The sequence below is a fragment of the Thalassobaculum sp. genome (assembly GCF_040219215.1).
GTDB lineage: Bacteria > Pseudomonadota > Alphaproteobacteria > Thalassobaculales > Thalassobaculaceae > Thalassobaculum_A.
In genome coordinates this window covers 32884-59393 of the sequence record NZ_JAVJSX010000006.1, presented here as the reverse complement: position 1 = coordinate 59393, position 26510 = coordinate 32884, and the positions used below count along the sequence as shown (strand labels likewise).

Here is a 26510-nt window from a genome sequence, read left to right as displayed (position 1 = left end):
CCGGGAATGCCACAGGGAACGAAGGGAGGACTTCATGTTCGTATCACGCAAAAGCGTGCGTGTTCTGACGTCGGCGGTCGCGGGTATCGCGGCACTCGGCATGGCCTCGGCGGCGAACGCCAAGATCGACGGCGACACCATTATTCTGGGCGCGGCAATCTCGCTGACCGGCAAATATGCGACCAACGGCATTCACGCCCAGAAGGGCTACGAATTTGCGGTCAAGAAGATCAACGACAACGGTGGCGTGACGGTCGGCGGCAAGTCGTACAAGCTCAAGGTTCAGTACTACGACGACGAGTCGACCCCGGCGCGCGGCGCGCAGCTGGCGGAGCGCCTGATCAATCAGGACGGCATCAAGTACATGCTTGGACCGTACTCGTCGGGCCTGACCAAGGCGATCGCGCCGGTGACGGAGAAGTACAAGATCCCGATGGTCGAGGCCGAGGGTGCATCGCGGTCGCTGTTCACGCAGGGCTATCGCTACATGTTCGCGGTGCTGTCGACCTCCGAGCAGTATCTCGCCAGTTCGATTGCGCTGGCCGGCGAAGTGGCCGTGCAGCAGGGCAAGAAGGCGTCGGACGTCAAGATCGCCATGGCCTTCGAGAACGACCCGTTCTCGCTCGATGTGCGGGCCGGCGTGGTTGACGACGCCGAAAAGCTCGGCATGAAGATCGTCATCGACGACAAGCTGCCCCGCGACCTGTCGGACATGACGTCCACGCTCACCAAGGTGAAGGCGTTGAAGCCGGATCTGCTGGTGGTGTCGGGCCACTCCAAGGGTGCTGCCACGGCGGCACGCCAGATCCAGGAACTGAAGATCGACACGCCGATGATCGCCATGACCCACTGCGAAGCAGCGGACGTGGTCGGCAAGTTCGGGGCTGATGCCTCCGAGGGGCTGCTCTGCCCGACGCAGTGGGCGGAGACGCTGAGCTACTCGGATCCGCTGATGGGCACCGCCGCGGAGTATGATGCGGCGTTCAAGAAGGCCTATCCGGAATACACCACGGTCCCGTACCAGACGGCGCAGGCGACGGCCGCGGTGATGGTCTGGGCCGATGCCTTCGGCCGGGCCAAGTCCGCGGACACCGAGGACCTGCGCGACGCGCTGGCCGCCACCGACATGAAGACCTTCTACGGCGCCATCAAGTTCTCGGAAGCGGGCAACAACATCGCCAAGCCGATGGTGCTGCGCCAGATCCAGGACGGCGAATACAACGTGGTCGCGCCCTCCAAGTGGGCGTCATCCGAGTTGCGTTATCCGCGTCAGCCGAAGAACTGACGAGTCGGATAGCAGACACAGCGGCGGGAGGTTGATGCCTCCCGCCGTTCGCCGTTTCGCAGCATCGCCGTTTCGTCGACGGCCGCGCTGCTGGAGGCCACGCCGGCGCGATGGCGGGCCATACTCGACGTAAGGACCACCGGATGCTCGACAATCTGTCCCTCCTTTGGCAGGCGCCAATCATTGGGGTCGACCTGCTGCTCCAGGGCCTGTTCATCGGCGCGATCTTTGCGCTGGTCGCCTACGGGCTGGCCCTTGTCTGGGGCGTGATGAACGTCAAGAACCTGGCCCAGGGCGACATGGTCATCCTCGGCGGGTACATCTCGTACCAGGCCACGCTCTGGGGGTTTCATCCGATCGTCGCGCTGCCTGCCGCGATCGTCCTGATGTTCGGGCTTGGGTGGCTGATCTACGTGCTGATCATCCGGCGGGTCGTCGATCGCGACATGTTCACGTCGCTTCTCGCCACCTTCGGACTCAGCCTGTTGATCCAGCAGGTGCTGAACCTGATCTATGGGCCTGAAGTGAAGGTTGCCGAGGCCGGCTTTGGCAACATGGAGCTTGGCAGCTTCATCATCATTCAGAACATCCGGCTCTACAGCCTCCTGCTCGCCGGGGTGCTGGCCGCCGCGATCATCGTGTTCATGAAGCGGTCGCGCATGGGACAGGCGATCCGAGCAACGGCGCAGGACGCCCGCGCGGCCCGCGTGCTCGGCGTGAACACCGATCACGTCTATGCCTTCACCTACGCGCTGAACGCCTCGATCTGCGGAGCGGCGGGGGTCCTGGTAGCGATGATCTGGGTGATCCAGCCCTACTACGGCATCGTGTATTCGATCCGGGCATTCATCATCGTGACGGCGGCCGGGCTCGGCAATCTGCCGGGCGTCATCATCGCCGGCTTCGGGCTCGGCATGTGGGAGAACGTGTCCGGGTTCGTGTTCGGCGCGGAGTTCGCGGTTGCGGCCGTGGTCATCATGCTGGTGTTCGTCCTGATGTACCGGCTCGCCCAATCCTACCGTGTAAGGCAGGTGGTCCGATGAGCGCGCGCAAGCTCGACTTCTCGATCTACGCGGCGCTCATCGCGTTCGCGTTCGTCGCACCAGTGCTGTTCCCCAACTACACATCGCAGATCGCGGTGATGTGGCTCATGGTCCTGATGGCCGTCACCTGGGACATGACCGGTGGCCAGATGGGCTACAATTCGCTCGGCAACGTCATTTTCTTCGGGCTCGGCATGTACGCCTCTGCGGTCGTGCAGATCGGGGTGGTCTATGACGTCGCCGAGTACACGTCGGCTTTCGGCGCGATCGTCGTCGAGTTCACCGACACCCAGTACTTCACCGGCCTGGGCCTCGGGATCGTGGCCGGCGGTGTGGTTTCGACGGTGTTCGCGATCATCGTCGGGCCGTTCATGCTGGGTCTGCGCGGGCCGTACTTCGCGATCGGGACGCTCGGCCTGGCGGTTGCCGTGGCCGAACTGGTCAGCGGCTGGGAATATGTTGGCGGCGGTGGCGGCATCTCGATGCCGGTCTATCCCGGCATCGCCGGTCAGGGCTCGCTCGTCTGGTACATCCTGCTGGGGCTTCTGGCCCTGGCCTCCCACCTGTTCTGCCGCTGGCTGTACTCCACCCAGTTCGGGCTCGCGATCAACGCGATCCGCGACGACGAGGACAAGGCCGAGGCGATGGGCATCCAGACCACCCGCTACAAGGTGGTCACCTGGGTGGCGTCGGCGTTCTTCATGGGCATGGGCGGGGCGGTGTTCGGCAACATGTCGGGCTTCATCGAACCGCTGGAAGTCGCGTTCCCGACCACGACCTTCGGCATCTTCATGGTGGCCATGGCGCTGGTCGGCGGCAAGGGCACGCTGTGGGGGCCAGTGCTGGGAGCGATCCTGTTCCACGTGGTCAAGGAATGGACCTGGACCTATCTGCTCGGCTGGCAGTGGGTGGCGCTCGGCGCGATCATCATCATCAACATCGTCTACTTCCAGCAGGGAATCCTCGGCTGGGCTCAGGACAAGTGGCCCCGGCTGTTCGGCGTTTCCGTCGATCGTGAACCGGCAGAGACAAGTGCGGAGGCCGCCGGATGAGCGCCAACGGAACCAAGATCCAGATCGAGCTCAAGGGCGTCTCCAAGGCCTATGGCGGCGTCATTGCCAACAAGGACATCTCGCTGAAGGTGCCGGAAGGTCGGATCACCGGACTGATCGGTCCGAACGGGTCGGGCAAGACCACCCTGTTCAACTCGATCGTCGGCTATCACCCGATCGACGAAGGCTCGATCGCCTTCGAGGGCCGGGAGATATCCACCCTGCGGGTGCCGGAGATCGCCCGGCTCGGCATGCTGCGGACCTTCCAGCAGACCCGCATCTACAAGAAGATGAACTGCGTCGAGAACATGGTCATCTCGGTCTCGCACCGCGGTGGCGGTGGGCTGGCCGGCGTGTTCAAGTCGGCCAAGGATGCGGCGACGGTTGAGCGTGCCGAGCACCTGCTGGAGTTCGTCGGCCTGTACTCCAAGCGCAAGCTCACCTCCGGCGAACTCAGCTTCGGCCAGCAGAAGCTGCTGGAGTTTGCGATGGCGCTGATGAACGAGCCCAAGGTTCTGCTGCTCGACGAGCCGACCGCCGGAATCAACCCGACCCTTATCAACGGGCTGATCGACCGCCTCAAGCGGGCGAACCAGGAGTTCGGGGTGACCCTGTTCGTGATCGAGCACAACATGCGGGTGATCATGAACCTGGCCGAACAGATCTCCTGCCTGGCGCACGGCCAGTTGCTGGCCACCGGCACGCCCGAGGACATCCAGAACGACCGCCGCGTGATTGACGCCTACCTGGGAGCCCATTGATGAGCGATCAAACCCCGGCAAGCGAAACCGTCCGCGGCTATGGCAGCGGTGACGTCTCGACGGTCATCTCGGTCGAGGACGTGGTCCGGCAGGCTCAGGCGATCTCCGATGAACGGCCGACGGTCGAGGCCTTGGGGGCCCTGGTCGACGGCGATCCGTTCCTGACGATCAAGTCGCTGCGGGCCGGCTACGGCAAGATGGAGATCCTGCACGATTTCGACCTGCAGGTCGGCAAGGGCCAGTCGCTGTGCCTGATCGGGCCGAACGGCGCCGGAAAGTCGACGGTCCTGCACTCGATCTTCGGGTTCACCAACATCTTCTCCGGATCGATCACCGTCGGGGGCGCCGATGTCACCTATCTCAGCGCGCAGCAGAAGCTGAAAGAGGCCGGCATCGCGTACATCCTGCAGGATAAGTCGGTGTTCCCGGGAATGACGGTGGAAGAGAACCTGCTGATGGGGGGGTTCCTGAAGGACACCGTCGACGAGGCGAAGGAAGCCACCGAGCAGGTGTTCGCCAAGTACGACCGGCTGGCACAGCGCCGCAACAAGCCGGCGGGCGTGCTGTCCGGCGGCGAGCGGCGGCTGCTGGAGATCAGCCGGGCCCTGGTGATGAACCCCGAGATCCTGCTGGTGGACGAGCCGTCGATCGGCCTGGAGCCGCGCTTCATCGACATGGTGTTCGAGATCCTGGACGACCTGCAGCGCGTCGACGGCAAGACCATCGTGATGGTCGAGCAGAACGCCAAGAAGGGCCTGGAATTCGCCGATGTCGGCTATGTCCTGGTGTCGGGCGAGACCGCGCTGGCCGGCAAGGGCGACGACCTGCTGAAGAACCCGGAGGTCGGCCGCCTGTTCCTCGGCGGTTGAGCGGGAAATGGCGTCGAGCGGATTGGATCGCTAAGCTTGGTCGTCGTCATCCATCGGCACGCCGAGGCCGACCTTGGTGCGGTCCATCACCACGAAGGTGCGGAACCGCTGGACCTGCGGGTTGTCGAAGAAGAAGCGCTGGGTGAAGCGTTCGTAACTCTTCATGTCGCGGGCCGTCAGGATGATGATGAAATCGGCATCGCCGGTGACGTAGTAGCACTGCATCACCTCCGGGGTGGCGCGCATCGACTTCTTGAAGGCATCCACGATGTGCGGATGCTCGCGCTCGAGCGACACCTCGACGATCATGGTCAGCGAACGTCCGGCAGCCTCCGGCGAAACCACCGCGATCTCCGCTTCGATCACGCCCGCGCCGCGCAGGCGCTTCAGCCGGCGATGGCAGGCTGACGCCGACAGCCCGACCCGCTCGCCCAGCTCGTCCGCGGTGAGCCGGGCGTTCTCCTGGTACAGCGCCAGGAGCTTGCGGTCGAAGTTGTCCAGTGTCGCCCGTCGGTTCATCCCATGACCTTCGCGCCAACCAATTGATCGATCGGCACGTTAACGGCCGGCCCGAGCGTTGTCAGGTGCCGCAGCCCCGGGACGCCCTGCCTGTCGGCGCCTCCACCAGCCGGTCCCTCAGCGGTGCATGGGAGCGTCCGGCCGGAACGCGTGAAATACGAAGGCAAAGGTGAGGTCGTAGGGGACATCGATCAATCCGGTGGCGGTCTCGCGCTGCACGACCACATTGCCCACGTCGCGACCCTCGGCGATGGTGGCGGTATCCAGTGCGGACCTGCTCCCCGGTGTCCAGGAGATGATCAGGTCCCCGCTGCGGAGCTCCTGCTGGCGTCGAACCAGGTCCAGAAGCCAGGCTTGGCCGTCGACGGCAACCACGTAGGCCATGGCCGGGATTTCCGGCGGCAGCGCCCCTTCGAACAGGAAGGGCTGCACCGCGGTGTCGTAGCCGACATAAGGGTTCCGGCCGTAGGGCCGCAGGGAACGATCGTTCGGGACCTGCACCCGACCAGCCGGATGGCGGGCGCGGAACCGGGCGAACGATTCCAGACGTGCGGGCACCGTTTGCAGACTCTGGCCGGTCATCTTGCCGACAATGGCCTCGCCGAGGAACTGCTGCCACCAGCTCTCGGTCTCGCGGTCGTACATCACCAGGTCGGAGCGACGGAGCTTTCCGGTGGTCCCGAACGACAGCGTTCTGCCGTCGACCCGGCGGTCGAACACGATCGCCGCGTTGCACAGCGGGCAATAGGTCACCGCGACCGGAACGCCGCCGACAACGTCGTTGGCGATCTCGTGCCAGATCAGGATCTGCAGCGGGTAGGCACGCGCATCCCCGGCGATCGACAGCCCGATCACCGGCTCGTCGTCGGCAAGTCCGGCGTCCTCGGCCACCGAAACGAACACGGGATTGTCGATCGAGGGAATGCCGTCTTTCGGTGGCCCGCCGCTTTGGATCTCATCGAGATTGATGGACGTGCGGTTGAAATCGGTGCTGGGCCATGCTTTCAGCCAGGAAGCCGGAACGTCGGCGGCAAACGCCGAACCCGCAACTGCGACGGTAATCAGCAGGGCTGCAAGGACACCGCTGCCTTGCCGAACGCACCGCGACCAGGTTCGATGGTCAGTACATGACATGCCCGTCTCCGTTGGCGCGGCGCGGATGCCTATTGGGACAGTGACTTCAGGTAGGCGATGACATTGTCCCGATCGGCAGTGTCCTTCAAACCGGGGAATGCCATTCGTGTCCCCTTCACGACCGCGCGCGGGTTCGTGAGGTAGCTGTCCAGTGTGGCCTCATTCCAGACCTGCCCGGCTTCACCGAACGACTTCATGGCGCCCGAGTACTTGAAGCCTTCCGCCGTTCCCGGAGTACGTCCGACGACTCCCAGCAAGCCCGGGCCGATCTTGTGCTTGCCGAGCTCCACCGTGTGGCATACCGCGCACTTCCTGAACACGGTTTCGCCGGCTGAGGCATCGCCATCGGCCGCGGTCGGCTCCGTGGTCGTGACGGCCAATGCAAGTGCCGCGAGCGTCCCGGCCAGAACCACTCGGACGGTGCGACGAGGCGTACCCGAAGGCTCATTTGACACGGTATTCTTCCGGCAGGAAGAACATGGCGTCGTTGGCCTCTGCCGCCGCATGGCAGGCGATGCAGAAGCCGAGGCCGTCGGAGTTCTTTCCGCCGGTGGCTCCCATCAACTCGCCGTTCGGGAAGATCAGCGCGTAGCGCCAGTCGCGGCTCTCGGCGTTGAATCCCTTGTCCATCTTGATCATCGTGAACAACGGGCCGGCCTTGACCGCACCGGTCTTGTCGATGCCGAAACTGTCCTTGGCGAGGATCGAGCCCTTCGGCAGGACACCGGCTTCCTCGAACTTCCCATACGCCTTGCCGGTCGGGTTGGCGAAGTTGTTCACGAACCGGCCGCCGTGGGTGCTTGAACCGTAGGCGACCGTGTTGACCATGGCCCAGCCTTGGTACTCCTTGGCGCCGGCCTCGTCGGACTTGGCGAAGTTCTGCGCGAGTTCCGGCTTGATGCAGGCGTAGGCAGCGGCCGCCTCGGCGTCGGTGACGTTTTCCGCCCAGCCCTCCACCTTGGGCTCGCCGGCGGCCTTCCATTCGGTGCGCAGCCGCGGGACGACGCAGTCCGCCGGCGCCTGGGCGATCTGCGCCCAGGCGCGATCGGTCAGATTACTCTCCTTCGCGCCGGTGTCGGCCGAGACCCCGGCGGCTACCGCCATCGTCCCACCGACAACCGCCAACGCTGCGGCACTCCCCAGCATCATCGAATTCCTGCGGTTCATTGAACGCCCTCCCTTTCCGGATCGATCGGGCCGACGAGCGGTGCAGGCGCGTCGGTCGCCGTGTCCTGCTCTCAAGATACGGATGCCTCAGTCACGCTTGAAATCAGGCCTGATCACGTCTGAGAGACACTTCCGTGACACCGGGTGATCGCCCTGTGGGAGTTCTGCGGGTCTTTCGGGGCTTTTGAGCCGCCGCGATGACACAAAATGCATCTCGGAATGATGACCGACAGCCAAAAGAAGCAATGGCGTGTCATATCCGTGCTCATCAGAACTAATTGCATGATCAAAAGTTTTTCTTCGACGGGGAGAAATAAAAATTGGGTAATGGTGAGGTCTGATGGTCGTCGATTCAGCGCAAATTGGAGCGATCCGTCCCGAAGGTCGAGTGGACAATAATCTACTGCGGTTCCTGAAGTCCGATGATCTCATGCTTCTGTTGCCATATTTGAAGGCGTGGGCAGGACCGGCCGATAAGGTGCTGTACGAGCCCGGGGACGAGGTTCGGCATGTGTACTTTCCGTGCGGGGCGAGCCTCGTTTCGTATCGCGTGGCCCTCGATGATCGACCGGACGTGGAGACGCTGCTCGTGGGCCGCGAAGGGGCTCTAGGCGGCGTTGTCAGCCAGGGCCGGGCTCCGGCATTTGCAAGAGCGGTGGTTCAGTTTCCGGGACGGTTCCTGCGCATGGAAGCGGTCGAACTCGAAGAGCTGAAACTGAGTTCGGTGACCTTGCGCCATCTCTTTGACCGTTATGCGGACTGCCTGCTGGCGCAGGTTTTTCAGTCCGTGGCCTGCAACGCTGTGCACACGATCGAGCAACGTGCCGCCAAATGGATGCTGGCGGCGATCGATCGAACGGGCGATACCGGACTGACCGTGACGCAAGAGCAGCTGGCCGGAATGCTGGGCGTGGGGCGCAGCTATGTGAATCGGATCATCGGCTCGTTGCGCGCGCGGGGGATATTGGCCACGCACCGCGGCAGCCTGTGGGTTCAGGATACCGAGGCGCTCAAGGCGCTTGCCTGCGGGTGCAACAACGAGGTGCGGCGGCATTTCGACGACGTACTGGCAGGGATCTACCCGCAGCCTCGTCGAACACCGTAGTCAGCCATCGACATACATTCCCGGTCTGGCCGCGCCGACCCGGCGGGCGAGCCGTCCTCGGGCATTCGCTCACGAACCCGGCAGTTTCCCCAGGGCGGCACGAAGAGTCGCAATCGTGAATGGCTTGTCGACGATCGGAATGTCGCGGAGATTCGGTGGTATGTTGTGGTTGTCGCCATAGCCTGTCGCGAAGATCACCGAAACGCCCAGGTCGCGAAGCCGCTGAGCCACCGGCAGGCTGGTTTCCGACCCGAGATTGAGGTCGAGCAAGGCAAAGCCCGGCGTCGACATCTCGATCAACTGCAGGGCTTCGCGAACCGAAGCGGCGGTCTCGACCCGCTCCGCACCCAGCTCCTGCAGCATTTCCTCGGCATCAAGCGCGATGATTATGTTGTCCTCGACCACCAGCGCCGTGCCGGCAAGACCGGGCTCCGCAGAGGGTGACGCCTGGGAGGATTCGCTCGGGGACGGCTCGGTGCCCGACGGCGCCAGATGGGCGAAGTCGACTGGAATCACCAACTGCGCTTCAACGCCCGACGTCTCGTAGCGCACGTGTACTCTTCCCTTCAGCTCGTAGGGGATCGATCTTTCGATGATGGTCGTGCCGAATCCCCGCCGGGTGGGGGGCGCTACCGGCGGGCCCCCGGTCTCGCGCCAGTCGATGACAAGGCCCTGCGTCGCCTCCAGCGTCCAGGTGACATCAATCCGCCCTGCCGGGTTGCGCAGGGCGCCATACTTGGCGGAGTTGGTCATCAGTTCGTGGACGACGAGAGCCAGTGCCGAGAACGCCCTGGGATCGACGAGAACCGGCCCTCCGCTAAGGCGAACCCGATCGGCCTGTCCACCGAGATAGGCGCTGGCTTCCGACACGAACAAGTCGCGCAGCGCTCCGGGCTCCCACCGCCGCTGGGTGATCTGGTCGTGAGCGCGCGCAAGCGCCTGGATCCGGCCGCCGATGACGACGGCGTACTCGTCCACGGAGGTGACGCCCGCTCGACTTTGGGTGACCAGTCCGTGGATCAGGCCGAGGATGTTGCGTACCCGGTGATTGAGCTCCGCGATCAGAAGTTCCTGTCGGTCCTGTGCCGATTTGCGTTCGTCGTCGGCAACCGCCGTCAGGCGCAGGATGACGTCGAGCAGCATGATCCGCAGGGATTCGGCAAACCGCAGGTCCTCGTCGGTCCAGACTACAGACTGGCCGCGAACGATGTCGCCTCCGATCTGCATTGCCGGCCCGGCCGATTGCGGCGCCGGCTGGGTTACCGCCGTCGCGTCGGCGCTTCTGGTTCCTGTGCGAAAGACGGTGTGCAGGCTTTCCCGGCGGAAGAACACCAGGTAGTCCCCGGCAGTTCGCGAGATCGGGATCGCCAGGAGGCCGGCCGCTCGATCGGTGTACGCGGCAGCGGGTTCGTGCAGCGTCGCAATCTCGTTCGTCGCGACGATCCGGTTGGCGGACACCGTGCTCAGGTGATGGACCAGTTGTGTGAACTGTTCGCTTGAGGGCGTTGCCCCCGAGAGCTTGATGTCGCCGTCGAGCCAAGCGCCGATCCCGTCGGCGTTCAGGGTGGTTGCAAGCTGGTCGAAATGGTCTGTCATCGCGGCCAAGGTGGTCGCGCCGGTGGCCATGACGCTCATCAACTGATCGTACAGCCTGCGTGCACGGGCCTCGCGCTGCAACTCCATCTCCCGCTCGCGGCTCTCAAGCAGCCAGGAGAACATCTGTCCGAACAGCTCGAACGCCGTGCGGAACTCGAACGACACGTGCTTGGCTGTCACGTTGTGACAGGCGAGCAGGCCCCACAGCTTTCCGGCTCGCAGGATCGAGACCGACAGCGATGCGGCAACCCCCATCTGATCCAGGAACTCCCGGTGGCTCGGTGCAACCGAGCGCAGAAAGCTCATGGACAGATCCAGGGGGCGGCGCCCGACGCCTGGTCGGGAAAGGATCGCCGATGGCTCGGCGTTGACGTCGGTGACGATCCGCAGCCAGTTCCGCTCGTACAGGGCTCGGGCGGCATGCGGCAGGCCGGATGCCGGATAGCGCCACCCGATCGTCGATTCCTGGTCGGAGCGAATCGATTCGGCGATCACCTCGCCGGACCCATCTGGATCGAACCGGAAAACCATCACCCGGTCGAAGCCAGTCAGGACGCGCATCAGCCGCGTCGCTTCCCGGCAAAGCATCGGGATGTCCGGGGTCTGCTGAAGGCGTCGCGTCATGTTGCGAAGCAGGTCGGCCGTGTTGAACTCTTCCGGAAGGCTGGGTTCCGCTTCGATGATCACCACCTCGCCGGACCGATGAATGGCCACATCGAACGGCGGTCCGGCATCCTGCAGGACAAGACCGAAGATCCGCTCGATCAGATCCGGTGCGTTCAGCAGCTGCAACCGCCCACGGATGGCGTGGATGGCTTGCGCGCTGAGGACATCGGTGAGCCGGTGGCCGCAAAGACCGTCAAGGCCGACCGTCAGCCAGAGCGATGTGTTCCGCGATGCGTGCTCCACGGTCCAATCCGGCGAGACCGCGATCAGAAAGCCGAAGGGTTGCACCGCGCCGGTCGGTGACGCCGAATCCCGAGCTCCGGCCGCGATGCCCGCACCGGCGTTTTCATCGAGACGATCGTTCGGCTCATTGCTCATTGTCTACGCGCATGCCGGGTGGACGAATGCTCAACGCAAAGGTCGTCGGTTCGTTCTATACACATCGACTTCCTTGGTCTGTGCACTACTGGACACAGTGCAATTATCATGGGCGCGTCCACAGAATCGATGCTTTCGAGTGGCGGGTATTCTGAACCATTTTCAATGGAACGTCGCGAACCATGCGCGTCGAACGCGTATCGGGAAGTGCAGCCACTTGCCGCGCGCCGGTCGCGCCATACTCCGGTGAACCAGCGTCAATATCGAATGCTCGTCGATCGATCGTTCGAGCGGCCCGAATTCAGCGGGCCGGCTGCTCGACAACGGCGGCTACAAGGCGCCGCACGACCGGCAGCACGATGATGAGGATCGGGAAGGCGATCACCCAGGACGTCCCCCACGCCTGCATCCAGACTTCAATGAATCCGCTGATCAGGCCGATGCCGTTCAGGGTCGAGATCCCGGAGACGATGCAGGACATCAGGATCGAAATGAACAATGGCGTCACGATCGCGCCGTAGCGCGCCGGCAGTTTGCGTCGTGGCCGGATCGTCGGTGTGTCGGCTCGGCTCATGGCGTCTTCGGTCCTGAGAGAACGGCGCCGACCATACGATGCTCCCGGCGGGCGATGAAGCCTGCCGCGACGGAACAAATGTCATTCTTCAGCGTGGCGATCCATCCGCGGCAAATCCGCGTGCTGAAGCCGCATATCGGAATTTTAATGCGCTGAAAGTCGGCGATACGCGATTTTCCGGTTCTGGTTCCGGGTACTCTGCTCCGACCGAACCACAGCCAACGGAGATCCCATGGCCGAGCCGATCGACCATCTGGCCAACCCGAGGACCGACCGCAAGGCACCGCTGCCGGGAGTGCTGGGCGCCGGCATCCGGTCCGAGGCGCAGGCGGCAGTCCGCGGCTGGCCGGGCTATGCGCCGACTCCGCTGGTCGATCTGCCGGGCCTCGCCAGGCGGTTGGGCATCGGTGCGGTCCTGTACAAGGACGAGGCCGGGCGCTTCGGCTTGGGCAGCTTCAAGGCACTCGGTGGGGCCTATGCGGTGCAGCGGCTGGTCCAGCAGTTCGGCCGCGGAACAGGTATCACCTTCGCCGCCGCGACCGACGGCAATCACGGCCGCTCGGTCGCCTGGGGAGCCGGGCAGGCCGACGCCCGCTCGGTGATCTACCTGCACGCCGGAGTCAGCCAGGGCCGCGAGGCGGCGCTGCGCGCGCTCGGGGCGGAGATCGTGCGGGTGTCCGGCAACTACGACGACAGCGTGCGTCAATGTGCCCGCGATGCGGCGGCCCAAGGCTGGCACGTGGTCTCCGATACGGCGTGGGACGGCTATCGCGACACTCCGACGGCGGTAATGGCCGGGTACTCGCTGATTGCGGCCGAAGCGGTCGAGCAGCTTGGCCCGGATCGGCCGACACACGTGCTGATCCAGGCCGGCGTCGGCGGAGTGGCGGCCGCGCTGTGCGTCGAACTCCGCTCCAGGCTTGGCAGCGATGCGCCGCGGTTCGTCGTGGTCGAGCCGTCGCTGGCGGCGTGCCTGCTGGAGAGTGCGCGCCGGGGTGGCCGCACCGAGGTCGCGCTGGCCGGCGAGACGGTGATGGCCGGGCTGTCCTGTGGCGACCCCTCGCCCTTGGCCTGGGAGATCCTGGATGCCGGGGCCGATGACTTCGTGGCGGTCGACGACGCGTTCGTACCGCCGGCCATGCGCATGCTGGCGGCTGGCGAGGGCGGCGATCAACCGATCGTTGCCGGCGAGTCCGGGGTGGCCGGCCTGTCGGCCCTGCTGGCAGCGCGGGATCGGCCGGTTACCTGGAATGCACTCGGGCTTGGCCGCGACAGCCGGGTGCTGCTGATCGGAACCGAGGGTGCGACCGATCCGGAGATCTACACAACGATGGTCGGCCGGACACCGGAAGACGTGATGGCAGGAGGCGGGCGATGAGCCGTACCGGCGAGATCGCTCCCGATCTGGTGGCGGCGATGACCGAGTGGCGGCGCGACCTGCACCAGCACCCGGAGATGGGGTTCGAGGAGATTCGGACCAGCCGGATGATTGCCGAGCGACTGGCCGAGTTCGGACTGGAGGTTCACACCGGTATCGGCGGCACCGGGGTGGTCGGCGTGCTGCGCCGGGGTGCCTCGAACCGCGCCGTCGGGCTGCGGGCCGACATCGACGCCCTGCCGATCCACGAGAAGAACAGCTTCGGGTACCGATCGGTCAATGACGGCGTCATGCACGCCTGCGGCCACGACGGGCACACCGCGATGCTGTTGGGTGCCGCCCGGCACCTGGCCGAGCGGGGTCGCTTCGACGGCACCGCGGTGTTCATCTTCCAGCCGGCTGAGGAACACGGGCGTGGTGCAGCGGCGATGATCGACGACGGGTTGTTCGACCGCTTCGGCATCGATCAGGTGTTCGGGATTCACAACATGCCCGGCCTGCCGGTTGGCCAACTGGCGGTCCGGACCGGCCCGATCATGGCCAGCGAGGACAACTTCGAGATCACCATCAACGGTGCCGGCGGTCACGCCTCGGCTCCGCAGCAGACGATCGATCCGATCGTGATCGCGGCCGAACTGGTGCTGGCGCTGCAGAGCATCGTGGCGCGCGGGTTCTCGCCACTCGACGCTGTCGTGGTGTCGGCGACCGAACTGACCACCGACGGGGTGCGCAACGTCATTCCGTCGACCGCCTGGATTCGTGGCGACGTGCGGGCGTTTACGCCGGAGTCCCAGGGCCGGGTCGAGGCGCTGATGCGGCGAATCTCGGCCGGGGTCTGTGCAGCGCACGGGGCGACCTGCGAGGTGAGCTACAGCAACTCGTTCGTTCCGACGATCAACACCGAGGAGGCGACCGGGCTGGTGGTCGATGCGGCCCGTGCAGCTTTCGGCGCGGAAAACGTCGACCCGGACTGCAAGCCGATCGGCGGGGCCGAGGACTTTGCCCGCATGCTGGCGGAGAAAGATGGCTGCTTCGCCTTCCTGGGCAACGGCGGCGAGCCCGGCCAGGGCCGCGGGTTGCACGGCCAGTACTACGACTTCAACGACGATGCCCTGCCGCATGGTGCGGCGTACTGGACCACCCTGGTCGAGACGGCATTGCCGGAGCGGTGAATGGCATGCAGCTGATCTACCAGACCCATTCGCCGTTCGCCCGCAAGGTCCTGGTGATGGCGCACGAGGTCGGCCTGGCGGCAGCGTTGGAGGTGATCCACCAGGAGACCAGCCCGACCCGTCGCAACGAGGCGGTGTTTGCGCTCAATCCGCTCGGCAAGGTCCCCGTGTTGGTGCTCGCTGACCGATCCTGCCTGTTCGACTCCAACGTGATCTGCGAGTACCTCGACGGTCTGCACGACCGGCCGCGGTTGCTGCCCGCGGAGCCGACAGCGCGGTTCGCTGCACTGCGATTGCAGGCATTGGCCCAGGGCATGGCGGACGCCGGGATCGCCGTGCGTTGGGAGACCGAGCGTCGACCGGAAGCCCTGCGCTATGCCCCGTTCCACGATGGCCAACTTGCCAAGCTGCGGGCGGCCTACGCCTTCGTCGAACAGGATCCGGCGTTGGATGGGTTGCTCACGATCGGGCAGATTGCGCTTGCCACTACCCTCGATTGGCTCGAGTTCCGCAACGTGGCGCCATTCCGCGTCGATCATCCAAGGCTGGCTTCGTGGTTCGACCGGTTCGCCGAGCGCTCGTCGATGCAGGCAACCCCGTTGTCCGGCGAGACGGTGGATTGAGGGCAGATGCATCGCCGCCCGCGGGGCGTCAGGTTGGAAGCTCGGACGCGTCCATCACCACCCGGACCGCCAGGGTCTGGCGACGGCCTCGGATGTCGATCTCCAGGGTGGGGGCGGGCTCCAGGTCGGCTCCGGCGGCCTCGACCACGACCTGCGAGACGATGAACTGCGCGCCATGCTCCTTGGTCATGCTCTCAAGCCGACTGGCGGTGTTGACCGTGTCGCCGACGGCGGTGACGCCGCGTACCCGGCCGTAGCCCATCTCTCCGACGATCGCCGGACCCAGGTGCACGCCGATGCCGATCCGCAGTGGCTCGCTCAGGTCGCCTTCCAGACTGGCGTTCAGGTCGGCCAGCCGTTCACTCATCGCCCGGGCGGCGGCGAGCGCCTGGCGTGAGCCGGTGGCCGGGTCGGAGTCGACGCCGAACAGCGCCATGATCCCGTCGCCGATGAACTTGTCGATCCGGCCACCGGCACCTTCGATCGCGGCCCCCATCTCGGCGAAGTACCGATTCAGGATGAACACCACGTCATAGGGCAGGCGCTGCTCGGATATCTGCGTGAACCCGCGCAGGTCCGCGAACAGGACCGCGATATCCAACTCCCGGCCCTGCAGGTAGCTGGGCCCGCCATGCGCCTCGGATACTCCGGCGGCGTGCGGCGGCAGCAGCGGCATGACCTCGAGCCCGTCGACAATCATCGTCTGGCAGGCCAACCGCACGTTCGGTGGAGCAGCGATACGGCGCAGAACCTTGGCCTCGGCGTCGCTTGGCTCCGGCAGCGCTTCCAGCCTCGCACCGATTCGGATGCGGCAGGTCGAGCAGCGCCCGCGCCCGCCGCACACCGACGCGTGTGGAATGCCGTTGGCCCTGCTGACCGCCAGGACCGTCATGCCGACGGTCGCGCGCACGCTGCGTCCGCTGCCGTAGCGCAGGATGGCGTCGTGGCTGCGACGCTCCACGGTCAGCCGCACGGTTCGGCCCGCCAGCGCCGCCGCCACCAGCAGCACGAAACCCATGCGGGCGTTGTCGATGTAGCGGTAGACCGTGCCGATGTCCGCGTTCGACGGCAGGTTCATCGCGGCAACGGCGTTCTGCAGCCACACCGGATCCTGCGCCAACTCCCGGATCGTCATGCCGGCGGCGATGAAGCCGCCCAGCGCCGCGGTTGGTATGGTCACCGCTGCCGCCAGCAGCCACGGCGCGGCACGGTCAAACCAGGGCCGGAAACGCAGCCACAGATACAGCCCGACGCAGCCATGCATCCAGGCAACGACCAGGGCCACCGGCTGCTTGACCGACAGGAACGGTGCGAACACCCACATGTTCAGCAGCACGAAGGTGTAGTCGTCGTTCACCCCGAAGGCGGCGCTGGCGTAGCGGGTGGCGATCGCGTGGTCGACCAGCAGCAATGGGATCGAGAGGCCGAGCAGCAACTGAGCGATCTCCGCCCAACTCATCGCGCGGAAGGAGTCCCGCAGCCAGATCGCGCGCAGGGCGATCACGACGTGGACAGTCAAGGCGCCGTACAGCAGGCCGGTGCCGACCGGATTGCGCCAGACCAGCACGAACGGCTCGCGGAAATACGCGAGCGCCTCGAGCGACCAGATCCCGGTGGCATGGTTCAGCAGGTGCGAGAGCACATAGCTGAACAGAATCAGTCCCGATGCCGTGCGCCAGCGCGCAACGATGCTTCCCGTCGAGGCGGTTCGGGCGGTGGCTGGGTGATCGACGGTAGCTGCCATAATCGCTCCACAATATCCAAGATACTACCGCAATCACTTGAAAATCGTGGGGAAATTGGTACACCACGCACCGCCGACTTAGGCATGGTTTTCATTTACAAATGGTCGCATCGGACATGACGAACGCCCTATCGGTGCGTGGTCTGGTCAAACGCTTCGGGCCGAAGACCGCGGTAGACGATCTCAGCTTTGAGGTCGCGACCGGCGAGGTCCTCGGCTTCCTCGGCCCGAACGGCGCCGGCAAGTCCACGACAATGAAGATGATCTGCGGATTCCTCGCGCCGAGTGTTGGTACGGCGGTGATCTGCGGGCATGACGTACTGGAGAATCCGATCGCCGCGAAACGCAGCTTCGGTTACCTGCCGGAGGGGGCGCCGGCCTATCCGGACATGACGACGATCGGGTTCCTCGACTTCATCGCGGGCATCCGCGGCTACAACGGCACCGAGCGCCGGGAACGCGTGACCGCGGCGATCGCCAAGACCCGGCTGGAGGAGGTCATCCACCAGCCGATCGAGACGCTGTCCAAGGGCTTCAAGCGCCGAGTCGGATTGGCCCAGGCGCTGCTGCACGATCCGGCGGTGCTGATCCTGGACGAGCCGACCGACGGCCTGGACCCGAACCAGAAGTTCGAAGTGCGCAAGCTGATCAAGGCGATGGCGGCGACCAAGGCGATCGTGATCTCGACCCACATCCTGGAAGAGGTCGATGCGGTGTGCTCGCGCGCCATGATCATCGCGCGCGGCCGGATCCTGGCCGACGACACCCCGGAAGGTTTGCGCGGCCTGTCGGCCAGCCGGAACCTGGACGATGTGTTCCGCGAGGTGACCGCCAATGCGTAATGTCGGGCTGATCATGCGCCGCGAGTTGCGCGGCTACTTCGCCACGCCGCTCGCCTACATCTTCATCGTGATCTTCCTGGCGCTGGCCGGGGCGCTGACCTTCTTCGTCGGCGGCCTGCTGCAGCGCGGCCAGGCCGATCTGCAGCCGTTCTTCACGTTCCACCCGTGGCTGTACCTGTTCCTGGTACCGGCACTGTCCATGCGGCTGTGGGCCGAGGAGCGCCGGACCGGCACGATCGAGCTGTTCCTGACCCTGCCGATCACCATGAGCGAGGCGGTGATCGCCAAGTTCCTGGCGGCCTGGGCATTCACGGCGATCGCGGTGATCCTGACCTTCCCGTTGTGGATCACGGTCAATCTGCTGGGCAACCCGGATAACGGGGTGATCCTGGCATCCTATGTCGGCAGCCTGCTGATGGCCGGGGCATTCCTGGCAGTCGGCTCGATGATCTCGGCAACCACCAAGAACCAGGTCATCGCCTTCGTGGTGACCACAGCCGCCCTGTTCGTGTTCGCGCTGGCCGGTTCGGACGCGGTGCTGGAGGCTTTCCGTGGCTGGGCGCCGGCGATCGTTGTCGACCTGATTGCCGGGTTCGGATTCCTCACGCACTTCCAGTCGATCGCCCGCGGTGTCATCGACCTGCGCGACGCGATCTTCTTCGGTTCGGTCATCGTGCTGGCGCTGTTTGCCAACGCGCTGATCGTCGATCTCAAGAAGGCGGATTGACCATGACCACCAGTGATCTCGCCCCGTCGGGCGCCGGCACTGCGCGGCGTGACCCCGCGCGCCTGACCGCGATCGCCCTGGCCCTGCTGGCCGTCCTGTTCGTGGCGGTCAACGTTCTGGTGTCCTTCACGCTGACGACCCAGCGGCTGGACCTGACGTCCGACAAGCTCTACTCGCTGTCGCCCGCTACCCAGCGGGTGCTCGACGGAATCGTGGAACCGGTCACGCTGCGCCTGTTCTACTCCAAGCAACTCGGCACCAAGGTCCCGTCCTACGGGGTATATGCCGAGCGCGTTCAGGATGTGCTGCGCGAGTACGCCAACCGCTCCGGCGGCAAGGTTGTTCTGGAGATCTACGACCCGACGCCGTTCACCCCGGTGGAGGACCGGGCGGTGTCGTACGGGCTGCAGCAGATCCCGCTGGAAGGCACCGACGGCACGGTGTTCTTCGGTCTCGCCGGCAGCAACATGACCGACGACATCGAGACCATCCCGTTCCTGCAGCCGGACCGCGAGGCGTTCCTCGAGTACGACCTGACCAAGATGATCCATTCGCTGTCCAAGGGGTGGATCGGCAAGGTCGGGATCCTCGGATCGATGAAGCTCGACGGCGAAGTTCGGATGGGCCAGATGGGCCGGCCGGAACAGACCCCGCCAATGGTGGTCGCCGAGCGGATCAAGGAGATCCTGGAGGTCCAGACCCTCGACAGCGACATCCAGAAGATCCCGGAAGACATCACGATCCTGCTGATCGCCCAACCGAGCAACCTGTCGCCGCGCACCCTGTTCGCGGTCGACCAGTACATCCTGGGCGGCGGCAAGGCGGCGATCTTCGTCGACCCGTTCGCCGAGTCACAGGCCGGCGCCATGACCGGCGGCCCGATGGGCAACGTGCCCTCGAGCACGCTGCAGCCGCTCTTCGACGCCTGGGGGCTGGAGATGCCGACCGACCAGGTGGTCGGCGACCGGTTCGGGGCCCGGCGGGTCGGCGCGCGCGACGGCCGCAGCTTCATCACCTACGTGCCCTGGCTGCTGCTGCGCGGACCGAATCTGGAGCGCAATTCGCCGATCACCGCGCAGATCGACAGTCTGGCGGTGGCCAGCGCCGGTTATCTCAAGGCCAAGGACGGCGCTTCGATCAAGCTCGACCCGTTGGTCCGCTCGAGCCCCGGCTCGATGCTGATCGACGTCAAGGAACTGCTGGGCCCGGTGCCGGAGCCGGAGAAACTTCTGCGCAACTACGTGGCGGGGCCGGAGCGGTTCACGATCGCGGCCATGGTGACCGGCAACGTCAAGACCGGGTTTCCCGACGGCCGGCCGCCGCTTGCCGACGGGCAGGACGACGACCCGACGGCAACATTCGACACCGTGCTGACCGAGTCGAAGCAGCCGATCGAGGCGATTGTGGTCGCCGACACCGACGTCCTGACCGACCGATTCTGGGTCCAGTTCCGGGAATTCTATGGCCGTCGTGTCGCGGTACCGGGGGCCGGCAATGGCGACTTCGTCGCCAACGCACTCGACGCATTGACCGGTTCGTCAGCACTTCTGGACCTGCGTGGCCAGGGGTCGTCCTACCGGCCGTTCGAGGTGATCGAGCAGATCAAGCGCGAGGCTGACCGCAAGTTCCAGGCCAAGGAGCAGGAGTTGCGGGAGACGCTTACCGAGACCCAGAAGAAGCTGGACGCCCTGCGGAACCGGCAGGCCGGAACCGGCGGTCCGGTGGCGCTGAGCGAGGACGAGCGCCGACAGGTGCAGGAGTACCAGCGCCAGATCCTGCGGGTCCGTTCGGAGCTGCGCGGGGTTCAACGTTCGCTCCGGGAGGACGTGGAACGGCTGGAAAGCAAGGTGCTGTTCGCCAACATCGCGCTGATGCCGATCCTGGTGGCGGTGTTTGCCATCCTCCTGGCGGTATGGCGGGTCCGACGGCGCGCCCGCCGCACCATGGTTGAAGCGTGAGGAGCGCACGATGATCAGACGACGCACCGTCATCCTGCTTGGCGCGGCGGCCCTGGCGACTACGCTCGGTGCAACCGCGGCGGTGATCGACCGCACCGCCGAGACCCGCACCGGCGTCGACGCCGTGCGGCCGTACCCAACGCTCGAGGCGAAAGCCGGTGACGTCAGCCAGGTCCAGGTGCTCCGGGCCGACGCGCCTATCACCCTGATTCGCACGGATGCCGGATGGATCCTCGCGGAGCGTGACGGTTTTCCGGTGCGCACCGATCTGGTCCGCAAGCTGCTGTTCGACCTCGGGCAGATCGAACTGATCGAACGCAAGACGAACGACGCCGAGCGCTCGGCTCGCCTGAACCTCCGCGACGTTGCGCAGAAGGACTCGAAAGCCGCGCGCGTCGTCGTTACCACCTCGCAGGGCGAGACCCTGGTCGATCTGCACGTCGGCAAGAAACGGGAGAGCCTGACCGGCGGCAAGCCCATGGTCTATGTCCGGCGCAGCCATGAGGCACAGACCTATCTGGCCGAAGGCGAACTAGACCTGCGGGGCGGACCGGTGCAATGGCTGCCGCGCGAGATCATGAACATCCCGAAGGACACCATTGTCTCGGCGACGTTGACGTCGGCTTCCGGGGAGGTCCTGGAACTCGTTCGATCCGGCGAGGAGTTCAAGATCGTAGGCCTGCCGTCGAGCCGCAAGGTGACGCTGCAGTATTCGGTGAACAACGCGGCGACGGTGATCGACAAGCTGCTGTTCGACGATGTGCGGTCGGCCGAGGGACTGGACTTCAACGCAGGACTGGGCGGCGGAGTGTTCAAGACCAAGGATGGTCTGACCATCACCGTGGACTTCGGTGCGGTTCCCGCCGATCAGGCTGGAACTGCCGAACCGTGGCTGCGGGCTGAAGTGGCGGTCGCGGATGATGCCACCGAAGACGCCCGGAAGCTCGGCGAGGCGGTCCGCGCACAGACCAGCGGCTGGGCTTATCGCCTGTCGTCCTATGACATGGACCGGCTTCACGCCACGCTGGAATCCCTGACCAAGCCCGCCGAAGGATCCTGACCGGCTTGCGGCGTTGAGTGGCGGTGAGGTGGGTGCTACCCGTTCACGCGGGTGAATGGAGACCGAGACGCCATGATCGTTATAGGGCTGAACTTCGCGCACGACGCGGGCGTGTCGGTTGTCGACAACGGCCGTACCGTCGCCGTGCTGCAGCGAGAGCGGTTCAGCAGAACCAAGCGCAGCGCCCTGCTAACGGCCGAGTTCGTCGAGTTCGCCTTGAGAAGCGCAGGGATCGAGTGGCGCGACGTTGATACCGTTGCGGTATCGACCAGCCAGTCCTGGCCGTTCATTTTTCTGCAGCCATCGGAGTTTCGGGTGGCCGTCGATCTTGCGACGGCGGAGCGGTTCGGCTTTTCCGGCAGCATGCTGGACGCGATGCGCGCGGGCGAGCGATGGATCCGGTCGATGGACGGCAACGCGCGCGCTCGGGTCCCGGGATTCTTTCATCCCGGCGGGGCGTACACCGAGTATCTCACCGAGCCGACTCTGGGACTCGACCTCGACGCGTCGGTGTTCGCCAACGTGGACTGGCCGTACCAGGCCGCCTGGTGGCGGGGAACGGTTCAGCGCGGGGACCTTGCCGGGTGGTGTGGACAGGTGTCGAAGCTTCGCTCCGTTCGGCAGGGGTACATGCCGGCGACCGCGACCTTGCGGGGAGTGTCGAAGCCGGCGCTGCTGGTGCCGCACCATCTGGCGCATGCGGCCAATGCATTCTACCAATCCGACCTGGAGCGGGCGGCGATCTACACCATCGACAACGGCGAGGGCAATTCTCGGTCGCGCGGCTATCTCGGCGGGATCTACGCCTATGGCGAGGGCGAGCGCCTGATACCGATCGGCCCGACCTATGCGTCGCACGGCCACCTCTATCAGCGCGTCGGCGAGCGGTTGCGGCTGGGCCATTCGAGCGCTGCCGGCAAGCTGATGGGCTTGGCGCCCTATGGGCAGCCGCGCTTCTTCGATCGCGCCCTGATCGGAAACGCCTTCGAACTGTTCGGCAGCGATTACGCGCTTGGTGACAAGCGTGAGCGCGGAGCGGTGCTGAAGCCGTTGGAGGCGATCGTCGGCCGGCGTTCGCCGGGCCTGTATGACGATCCGTCGGCGCCGACCCGGCACAGCATCCCTGGTGAGATGGGGGCCGACAACCTCGGGTCCCTCGACGTCGATCTGGCGGCGACCGCCCAGGCCCTGTTCGAGGAGAACATGCTCGGCGAGTTGCGCGGGTTTGCCGACGGCCTGCACGCCGCGGGCCTGGCGGCCGGGACGATCTGCCTGGGTGGTGGCGGCGCCCTGAACTGTCCGACCAACAGCCGCCTGTGGCGAGAGGGACCGTTCCGGTCGGTATTCGTGCCGCCGTGCTGCGATGATTCCGGGCTGCCGCTCGGCGCGGCGCTCGCGGTCAGTCACGACGTACTTGGAGTCCCCAGGCAGTCCCAGGCAGCGGGACGATCCGAGGGCGCCTATCTGGGGCTGGCGTATGACGAAGCCGCGGTGACGCGGGCGATCGATGCCGCCGGTGCGGCGCTGGTGGTGGAGCGCTGTTCCGATCCCGCGCGAGCGGCGGCCGAAGACCTGTCGGCCGACCGGATCGTCAGCTGGTTCGAAGGGCGCAGCGAGATCGGGCCGCGGGCGCTCGGCCACCGCTCGATCCTGGCGGACCCGAGGGGGCCGGGCACGTGGCGCCGGGTGAATCACGTGAAGCGGCGGGAGTACTGGCGGCCGTTTGCTCCGGCCGTGCTGCAGGAGAAGGCCGGCGAATGGTTCGAGGGCGCGCCGGCGGTGTCGCCGTTCATGCTGTTCACGGCGCGGGTGAGGGGCGACGGGTTGCCGGCGATCACCCATGTGGACGGCTCGGCGCGGATCCAGACCGTGGATGCTTCGAGCGGTGGCTTCCGCAAGGTGATCGAGGCGTTCGACGCCCTGACCGGCGTGCCGGTGGTGCTGAACACGTCGTTCAACGGACCTGGCGAGCCGATCGTCGAGACGCCCGAGGAAGCGTTGGCGTTCCTGCTGTCGAGCGAGGTCGACGCGGTCTATCTGGAAGGCTTCCGGATCAGCCGGCGCGAGGCGACGGACGCCTGAGCGCCTGCCGCCTCGCGCCGCTGGATCCTGCTACTCCGCCGCTTCGATCGTCACGTCCTCGGCCCGCGCGGCCCGATCGCCGTTGATCGCCAACTGGCCGTCGATTACCGAGATCTGCACCCTGTCGCCGTCGCGGATCTTGCCTTCGAGAATCCGGTTGGCCAGCGGGTTCTGCAGGGACCGCTGGATCACCCGCTTCAGGGGGCGGGCGCCGTAGACCGGGTCGTATCCAGCGGCCGCCAGCCACGCCAGGGCCTCGTCGTCGAGGTTCAGTGCGATGTGGCGGTCGACCAGCATCCGCCGCAGGCGACCGAGCTGGATGTCGACGATATCCTTCATGATCTCGCGACCAAGCCGGGTGAACAGCAGGATCTCATCGAGCCGGTTCAGGAACTCCGGCCGGAACGCCCGGCGGACGATCTCCATGACATCGTTGCGTACCGCGTCGACCGGCTCGCCATCGGGTTGACCGGCCAGCAGGTCGGCGCCGAGGTTCGAGGTCATGATGATCAGCGCGTTGCGGAAGTCGACGGTGCGGCCCTGACCATCGGTCAGCCGGCCGTCGTCCAGCACCTGCAGCAGGATGTTGAAGACGTCCGGATGGGCCTTCTCGACCTCGTCGAACAGCACGACCTGATAGGGCCGGCGGCGCACCGCCTCGGTCAGCGTGCCACCTTCCTCATAGCCGACATAGCCTGGAGGCGCCCCGATCAGACGGGCCACCGCGTGCTTCTCCATGAACTCCGACATGTCGAGCCGGACCAGCGCCTGTTCGTCGTCGAACAGGAACTCGGCGAGCGCCTTGGTAAGCTCGGTCTTGCCGACACCGGTCGGCCCCAGGAACAGGAACGAGCCGATCGGCCGGTTCGGGTCCTGCAGGCCGGCACGGGCACGTCGTACCGCGTTGGCGACCGCGCCGATCGCTTCGTCCTGGCCGATCACCCGCTTGTGCAGGTTGCTCTCCATGGACAGAAGCTTCTCGCGCTCGCCCGCCAGCATGCGGTCGACCGGGATGCCGGTCCACTTGGACACCACCGAGGCGATGTCGTCGTCGTTCACTTCCTCCTTGAGCATGCGCTTGGACGACGCGTCCTCGGCCTGGGCCAGGGTCTGCTCAAGCTGGGGTATGACCGAATAGGTGAGTTCGCCGGCACGGGTCAGGTCGCCCTGCCGCTTGGCGACCTCCAACTCCTGGCGGGCCTGGTCGAGCTTCTCCTTCAGCTTCTGCGATCCCGACAGCATCTCCTTCTCGTTCTGCCAACGCGCCGTCAGCACGGTGGCCTTCTCGTCGAGGTCCGCGAGTTCCGATTCCAGCGTGGTCAGGCGTTCCCGACTGGCCTTGTCGTCCTCTTTCTTCAGCGCCTCGCGCTCGATCTTCAACTGGATGATCTTGCGGTCCAACTCGTCGATCGGCTCGGGCTTGCTGTCGACCTCCATGCGCCGACGGCTGGCGGCTTCGTCCATCAGGTCGATCGCCTTGTCGGGAAGGAAGCGATCGGTGATGTAGCGGTTCGAGAGATTGGCGGCCGCCACCAGGGCGCCGTCGGTGATCCGCACACCGTGGTGCAGCTCGTATTTTTCCTTCAGGCCGCGCAGGATCGAGATGGTCTCGATCACGCCCGGCTCGGACACGAACACCGGCTGGAACCGGCGGGCCAGGGCGGCGTCCTTCTCGATCCGCCTGCGGTACTCGTCGAGAGTGGTGGCTCCGACACAGTGCAGCTCGCCGCGCGCCAGCGCGGGCTTCAGCATGTTGGAGGCGTCCATCGCGCCCTCGGCGGCGCCGGCGCCGACCAGGGTGTGCAACTCGTCGATGAACAGCACCGTCTCGCCGTCGGAATGGCCGAGTTCGTTCAGCACCGCCTTCAGCCGCTCCTCGAACTCGCCGCGGAACTTGGCTCCGGCGATCAGCGCGCCCAGGTCCAGCACCCGCAACCGCTTGTTCCTGAGGCCCTCCGGCACGTCGCCGTTGACGATGCGCAGCGCCAGGCCCTCAACGATGGCGGTCTTGCCGACGCCGGGCTCGCCGATCAGGACCGGGTTGTTCTTGGTGCGCCGGGACAGCACCTGGATGGTGCGCCGGATTTCCTCGTCGCGGCCGATCACCGGGTCCAGCTTGCCGGAGCGCGCGGCGTCGGTCAGGTCGCGGGTGTACTTCTTCAGCGCGTCGAAATTGCCTTCGGCATTGGCGGTATCGGCGGTCCGGCCCTTGCGCAGGTCCTGGATCGCATGCTCAAGCGCCTGGGGATTCACCCCGGCGTCCTTCAGCGCCTTGGCGGCGTCGGTGCCGGACGCCAGCGCGATTGCCAGCAGCAGCCGTTCCACGGTCACGTACTGGTCGCCGGATTTCTCTGCGACCTCCTCGGCCTGGGTCAGGACGCGCGCCAACTCGGGCGACATGTAAACCTGCCCGGCACCGCTGCCCTCGACCCGGGGCACCTTGCCAAGGGTACTCTCGACGGCCAGGCGAGCCCGCTTGGGGTCGCCGCCGGCGCTTTCGATCAGGCTGGAGGCCAAGCCTTCCTTGTCGTCCAGGAAGACCTTCAGCAGATGGTCGACCAGCAGGCGCTGGTGACCCTGTCCCAAGGCGTAGGTCTGGGCCGACTGCAGAAAGCCCTTGGACCGGTCGGATAGCTTCTCGAAATTCATCAGTATTCTCCGTCGAGTACCGCGTTCAGCCAGTACCGCCCGCCGCACCCCAATCAGGCGATGTGGCAGACGTTCGAAGAAGGATATCGGGAAATCAGCGACGCGTGTCCTCTGACATCCCGAAGC

The 26510-nt window shown here is 65.6% G+C and carries 22 protein-coding genes; 14 read left to right on the top strand and 8 right to left on the bottom strand.

The features are described from left to right. Positions 1-34: 34 nt before the first annotated feature. The 5 genes from RIC54_RS03300 to RIC54_RS03280 all read left to right on the top strand — a co-directional run bounded on the left by RIC54_RS03300 (position 35) and on the right by RIC54_RS03280 (position 5010). Positions 35-1285, top strand: a complete 1251-nt coding sequence (locus RIC54_RS03300) for an amino acid ABC transporter substrate-binding protein (protein WP_350098536.1) — start codon at positions 35-37, stop codon at positions 1283-1285. 143 nt (positions 1286-1428) lie between these two features. Next, positions 1429-2328 (top strand): branched-chain amino acid ABC transporter permease, encoded by a 900-nt coding sequence (locus RIC54_RS03295; RefSeq protein WP_350098535.1) that lies wholly within the window; start codon positions 1429-1431, stop codon positions 2326-2328. Further along, a complete protein-coding gene (locus tag RIC54_RS03290; RefSeq protein WP_350098534.1) occupies positions 2325-3380 on the top strand; it encodes a branched-chain amino acid ABC transporter permease in 1056 nt (351 codons plus the stop codon). The genes RIC54_RS03295 and RIC54_RS03290 overlap by 4 nt, the downstream gene beginning before the upstream one ends. Then, positions 3377-4141 carry an ABC transporter ATP-binding protein gene (locus RIC54_RS03285; protein ID WP_350098533.1) on the top strand — a complete coding sequence of 255 codons (765 nt, stop codon included), beginning with the start codon at positions 3377-3379 and terminating at the stop codon, positions 4139-4141. Before RIC54_RS03290 ends, RIC54_RS03285 begins: the two co-directional genes overlap by 4 nt. Next, complete coding sequence (locus RIC54_RS03280) at positions 4141-5010, top strand: ABC transporter ATP-binding protein (protein ID WP_350098532.1); 870 nt, start codon at positions 4141-4143, stop codon at positions 5008-5010. The genes RIC54_RS03285 and RIC54_RS03280 overlap by 1 nt, the downstream gene beginning before the upstream one ends. Before the next feature lie 30 nt (positions 5011-5040). Here the strand turns inward: RIC54_RS03280 and RIC54_RS03275 are convergent, their stop codons facing one another. The 4 genes from RIC54_RS03275 to RIC54_RS03260 all read right to left on the bottom strand — a co-directional run bounded on the left by RIC54_RS03275 (position 5041) and on the right by RIC54_RS03260 (position 7830). Next, positions 5041-5529, bottom strand: coding sequence for an Lrp/AsnC family transcriptional regulator (locus tag RIC54_RS03275; RefSeq protein ID WP_350098531.1), 489 nt, complete (start codon positions 5527-5529; stop codon positions 5041-5043). 117 nt (positions 5530-5646) lie between these two features. Then, complete coding sequence (locus tag RIC54_RS03270) at positions 5647-6663, bottom strand: DUF3179 domain-containing protein (protein WP_350098530.1); 1017 nt, start codon at positions 6661-6663, stop codon at positions 5647-5649. A 29-nt stretch (positions 6664-6692) separates the two neighbouring features. Beyond that, positions 6693-7118, bottom strand: coding sequence for a c-type cytochrome (locus tag RIC54_RS03265; protein WP_350098529.1), 426 nt, complete (start codon positions 7116-7118; stop codon positions 6693-6695). Further along, complete coding sequence (locus tag RIC54_RS03260; protein ID WP_350098528.1) at positions 7108-7830, bottom strand: cytochrome P460 family protein; 723 nt, start codon at positions 7828-7830, stop codon at positions 7108-7110. The genes RIC54_RS03265 and RIC54_RS03260 overlap by 11 nt, the downstream gene beginning before the upstream one ends. 340 nt (positions 7831-8170) lie before the next feature. On the opposite strand from RIC54_RS03260, the gene RIC54_RS03255 reads away from it, so the two are divergent. Beyond that, a complete protein-coding gene (locus RIC54_RS03255) occupies positions 8171-8935 on the top strand; it encodes a Crp/Fnr family transcriptional regulator (RefSeq protein ID WP_350098527.1) in 765 nt (254 codons plus the stop codon). A gap of 69 nt (positions 8936-9004) precedes the next feature. Here the strand turns inward: RIC54_RS03255 and RIC54_RS03250 are convergent, their stop codons facing one another. Together RIC54_RS03250 and RIC54_RS03245 are read right to left on the bottom strand one after the other, a co-directional pair. Then, complete coding sequence (locus RIC54_RS03250) at positions 9005-11575, bottom strand: HWE histidine kinase domain-containing protein (RefSeq protein WP_350098526.1); 2571 nt, start codon at positions 11573-11575, stop codon at positions 9005-9007. Positions 11576-11876: 301 nt separating this feature from the next. After that, positions 11877-12149: a DUF2798 domain-containing protein gene (locus RIC54_RS03245; protein ID WP_350098525.1), complete on the bottom strand. Its 273-nt coding sequence runs from the start codon at positions 12147-12149 to the stop codon at positions 11877-11879. A 232-nt stretch (positions 12150-12381) separates the two neighbouring features. Here RIC54_RS03245 and RIC54_RS03240 point away from each other — a divergent pair, with 232 nt between their 5' ends. The 3 genes from RIC54_RS03240 to RIC54_RS03230 are packed head-to-tail and all read left to right on the top strand — an operon-like array spanning position 12382 to position 15322. Then, positions 12382-13527, top strand: a complete 1146-nt coding sequence (locus RIC54_RS03240; protein ID WP_350098524.1) for a diaminopropionate ammonia-lyase — start codon at positions 12382-12384, stop codon at positions 13525-13527. After that, positions 13524-14699 (top strand): M20 aminoacylase family protein, encoded by a 1176-nt coding sequence (locus tag RIC54_RS03235; RefSeq protein ID WP_350098523.1) that lies wholly within the window; start codon positions 13524-13526, stop codon positions 14697-14699. The genes RIC54_RS03240 and RIC54_RS03235 overlap by 4 nt, the downstream gene beginning before the upstream one ends. Before the next feature lie 5 nt (positions 14700-14704). Next, positions 14705-15322 carry a glutathione S-transferase family protein gene (locus RIC54_RS03230; protein WP_350098522.1) on the top strand — a complete coding sequence of 206 codons (618 nt, stop codon included), beginning with the start codon at positions 14705-14707 and terminating at the stop codon, positions 15320-15322. A gap of 28 nt (positions 15323-15350) precedes the next feature. Here RIC54_RS03230 and RIC54_RS03225 read toward each other — a convergent pair whose 3' ends face one another. Next, complete coding sequence (locus RIC54_RS03225) at positions 15351-17066, bottom strand: adenylate/guanylate cyclase domain-containing protein (RefSeq protein ID WP_350098521.1); 1716 nt, start codon at positions 17064-17066, stop codon at positions 15351-15353. 116 nt (positions 17067-17182) lie between these two features. Here RIC54_RS03225 and RIC54_RS03220 point away from each other — a divergent pair, with 116 nt between their 5' ends. The 5 genes from RIC54_RS03220 to RIC54_RS03200 all read left to right on the top strand — a co-directional run bounded on the left by RIC54_RS03220 (position 17183) and on the right by RIC54_RS03200 (position 23735). Beyond that, positions 17183-17908 carry an ABC transporter ATP-binding protein gene (locus RIC54_RS03220; RefSeq protein ID WP_350098520.1) on the top strand — a complete coding sequence of 242 codons (726 nt, stop codon included), beginning with the start codon at positions 17183-17185 and terminating at the stop codon, positions 17906-17908. Then, positions 17901-18635, top strand: coding sequence for an ABC transporter permease subunit (locus RIC54_RS03215; protein WP_350098519.1), 735 nt, complete (start codon positions 17901-17903; stop codon positions 18633-18635). The genes RIC54_RS03220 and RIC54_RS03215 overlap by 8 nt, the downstream gene beginning before the upstream one ends. A gap of 2 nt (positions 18636-18637) precedes the next feature. Then, positions 18638-20593, top strand: coding sequence for a Gldg family protein (locus RIC54_RS03210; protein WP_350098518.1), 1956 nt, complete (start codon positions 18638-18640; stop codon positions 20591-20593). 10 nt (positions 20594-20603) lie between these two features. After that, complete coding sequence (locus tag RIC54_RS03205; RefSeq protein ID WP_350098517.1) at positions 20604-21653, top strand: DUF4340 domain-containing protein; 1050 nt, start codon at positions 20604-20606, stop codon at positions 21651-21653. A 72-nt stretch (positions 21654-21725) separates the two neighbouring features. Next, positions 21726-23735: a carbamoyltransferase C-terminal domain-containing protein gene (locus tag RIC54_RS03200; protein WP_350098516.1), complete on the top strand. Its 2010-nt coding sequence runs from the start codon at positions 21726-21728 to the stop codon at positions 23733-23735. 30 nt (positions 23736-23765) lie between these two features. On the opposite strand, the gene clpB is transcribed toward RIC54_RS03200, so the two are convergent. After that, on the bottom strand, positions 23766-26384 hold the full coding sequence (gene clpB, locus RIC54_RS03195; protein WP_350098515.1) for an ATP-dependent chaperone ClpB: 2619 nt from the start codon (positions 26382-26384) through the stop codon (positions 23766-23768). Positions 26385-26510 lie beyond the last annotated feature (126 nt).

What these genes read in the sequence shown, in the direction of transcription:
- RIC54_RS03220 (WP_350098520.1), top strand. Translation starts at nt 17,183, where the DNA reads ATGACGAACGCCCTATCGGTGCGTGGTCTGGTCAAACGCTTCGGGCCG.
- RIC54_RS03215 (WP_350098519.1), top strand. Translation starts at nt 17,901, where the DNA reads ATGCGTAATGTCGGGCTGATCATGCGCCGCGAGTTGCGCGGCTACTTC.
- RIC54_RS03300 (WP_350098536.1), top strand. Translation starts at nt 35, where the DNA reads ATGTTCGTATCACGCAAAAGCGTGCGTGTTCTGACGTCGGCGGTCGCG.
- RIC54_RS03205 (WP_350098517.1), top strand. Translation starts at nt 20,604, where the DNA reads ATGATCAGACGACGCACCGTCATCCTGCTTGGCGCGGCGGCCCTGGCG.
- RIC54_RS03290 (WP_350098534.1), top strand. Translation starts at nt 2,325, where the DNA reads ATGAGCGCGCGCAAGCTCGACTTCTCGATCTACGCGGCGCTCATCGCG.
- RIC54_RS03200 (WP_350098516.1), top strand. Translation starts at nt 21,726, where the DNA reads ATGATCGTTATAGGGCTGAACTTCGCGCACGACGCGGGCGTGTCGGTT.
- RIC54_RS03285 (WP_350098533.1), top strand. Translation starts at nt 3,377, where the DNA reads ATGAGCGCCAACGGAACCAAGATCCAGATCGAGCTCAAGGGCGTCTCC.
- RIC54_RS03235 (WP_350098523.1), top strand. Translation starts at nt 13,524, where the DNA reads ATGAGCCGTACCGGCGAGATCGCTCCCGATCTGGTGGCGGCGATGACC.
- RIC54_RS03245 (WP_350098525.1), bottom strand. Translation starts at nt 12,149, where the DNA reads ATGAGCCGAGCCGACACACCGACGATCCGGCCACGACGCAAACTGCCG.
- RIC54_RS03230 (WP_350098522.1), top strand. Translation starts at nt 14,705, where the DNA reads ATGCAGCTGATCTACCAGACCCATTCGCCGTTCGCCCGCAAGGTCCTG.
- RIC54_RS03260 (WP_350098528.1), bottom strand. Translation starts at nt 7,830, where the DNA reads ATGAACCGCAGGAATTCGATGATGCTGGGGAGTGCCGCAGCGTTGGCG.
- clpB (WP_350098515.1), bottom strand. Translation starts at nt 26,384, where the DNA reads ATGAATTTCGAGAAGCTATCCGACCGGTCCAAGGGCTTTCTGCAGTCG.
- RIC54_RS03210 (WP_350098518.1), top strand. Translation starts at nt 18,638, where the DNA reads ATGACCACCAGTGATCTCGCCCCGTCGGGCGCCGGCACTGCGCGGCGT.
- RIC54_RS03275 (WP_350098531.1), bottom strand. Translation starts at nt 5,529, where the DNA reads ATGAACCGACGGGCGACACTGGACAACTTCGACCGCAAGCTCCTGGCG.
- RIC54_RS03240 (WP_350098524.1), top strand. Translation starts at nt 12,382, where the DNA reads ATGGCCGAGCCGATCGACCATCTGGCCAACCCGAGGACCGACCGCAAG.
- RIC54_RS03280 (WP_350098532.1), top strand. Translation starts at nt 4,141, where the DNA reads ATGAGCGATCAAACCCCGGCAAGCGAAACCGTCCGCGGCTATGGCAGC.
- RIC54_RS03270 (WP_350098530.1), bottom strand. Translation starts at nt 6,663, where the DNA reads ATGTCATGTACTGACCATCGAACCTGGTCGCGGTGCGTTCGGCAAGGC.
- RIC54_RS03225 (WP_350098521.1), bottom strand. Translation starts at nt 17,066, where the DNA reads ATGGCAGCTACCGTCGATCACCCAGCCACCGCCCGAACCGCCTCGACG.
- RIC54_RS03250 (WP_350098526.1), bottom strand. Translation starts at nt 11,575, where the DNA reads ATGAGCAATGAGCCGAACGATCGTCTCGATGAAAACGCCGGTGCGGGC.
- RIC54_RS03255 (WP_350098527.1), top strand. Translation starts at nt 8,171, where the DNA reads ATGGTCGTCGATTCAGCGCAAATTGGAGCGATCCGTCCCGAAGGTCGA.
- RIC54_RS03295 (WP_350098535.1), top strand. Translation starts at nt 1,429, where the DNA reads ATGCTCGACAATCTGTCCCTCCTTTGGCAGGCGCCAATCATTGGGGTC.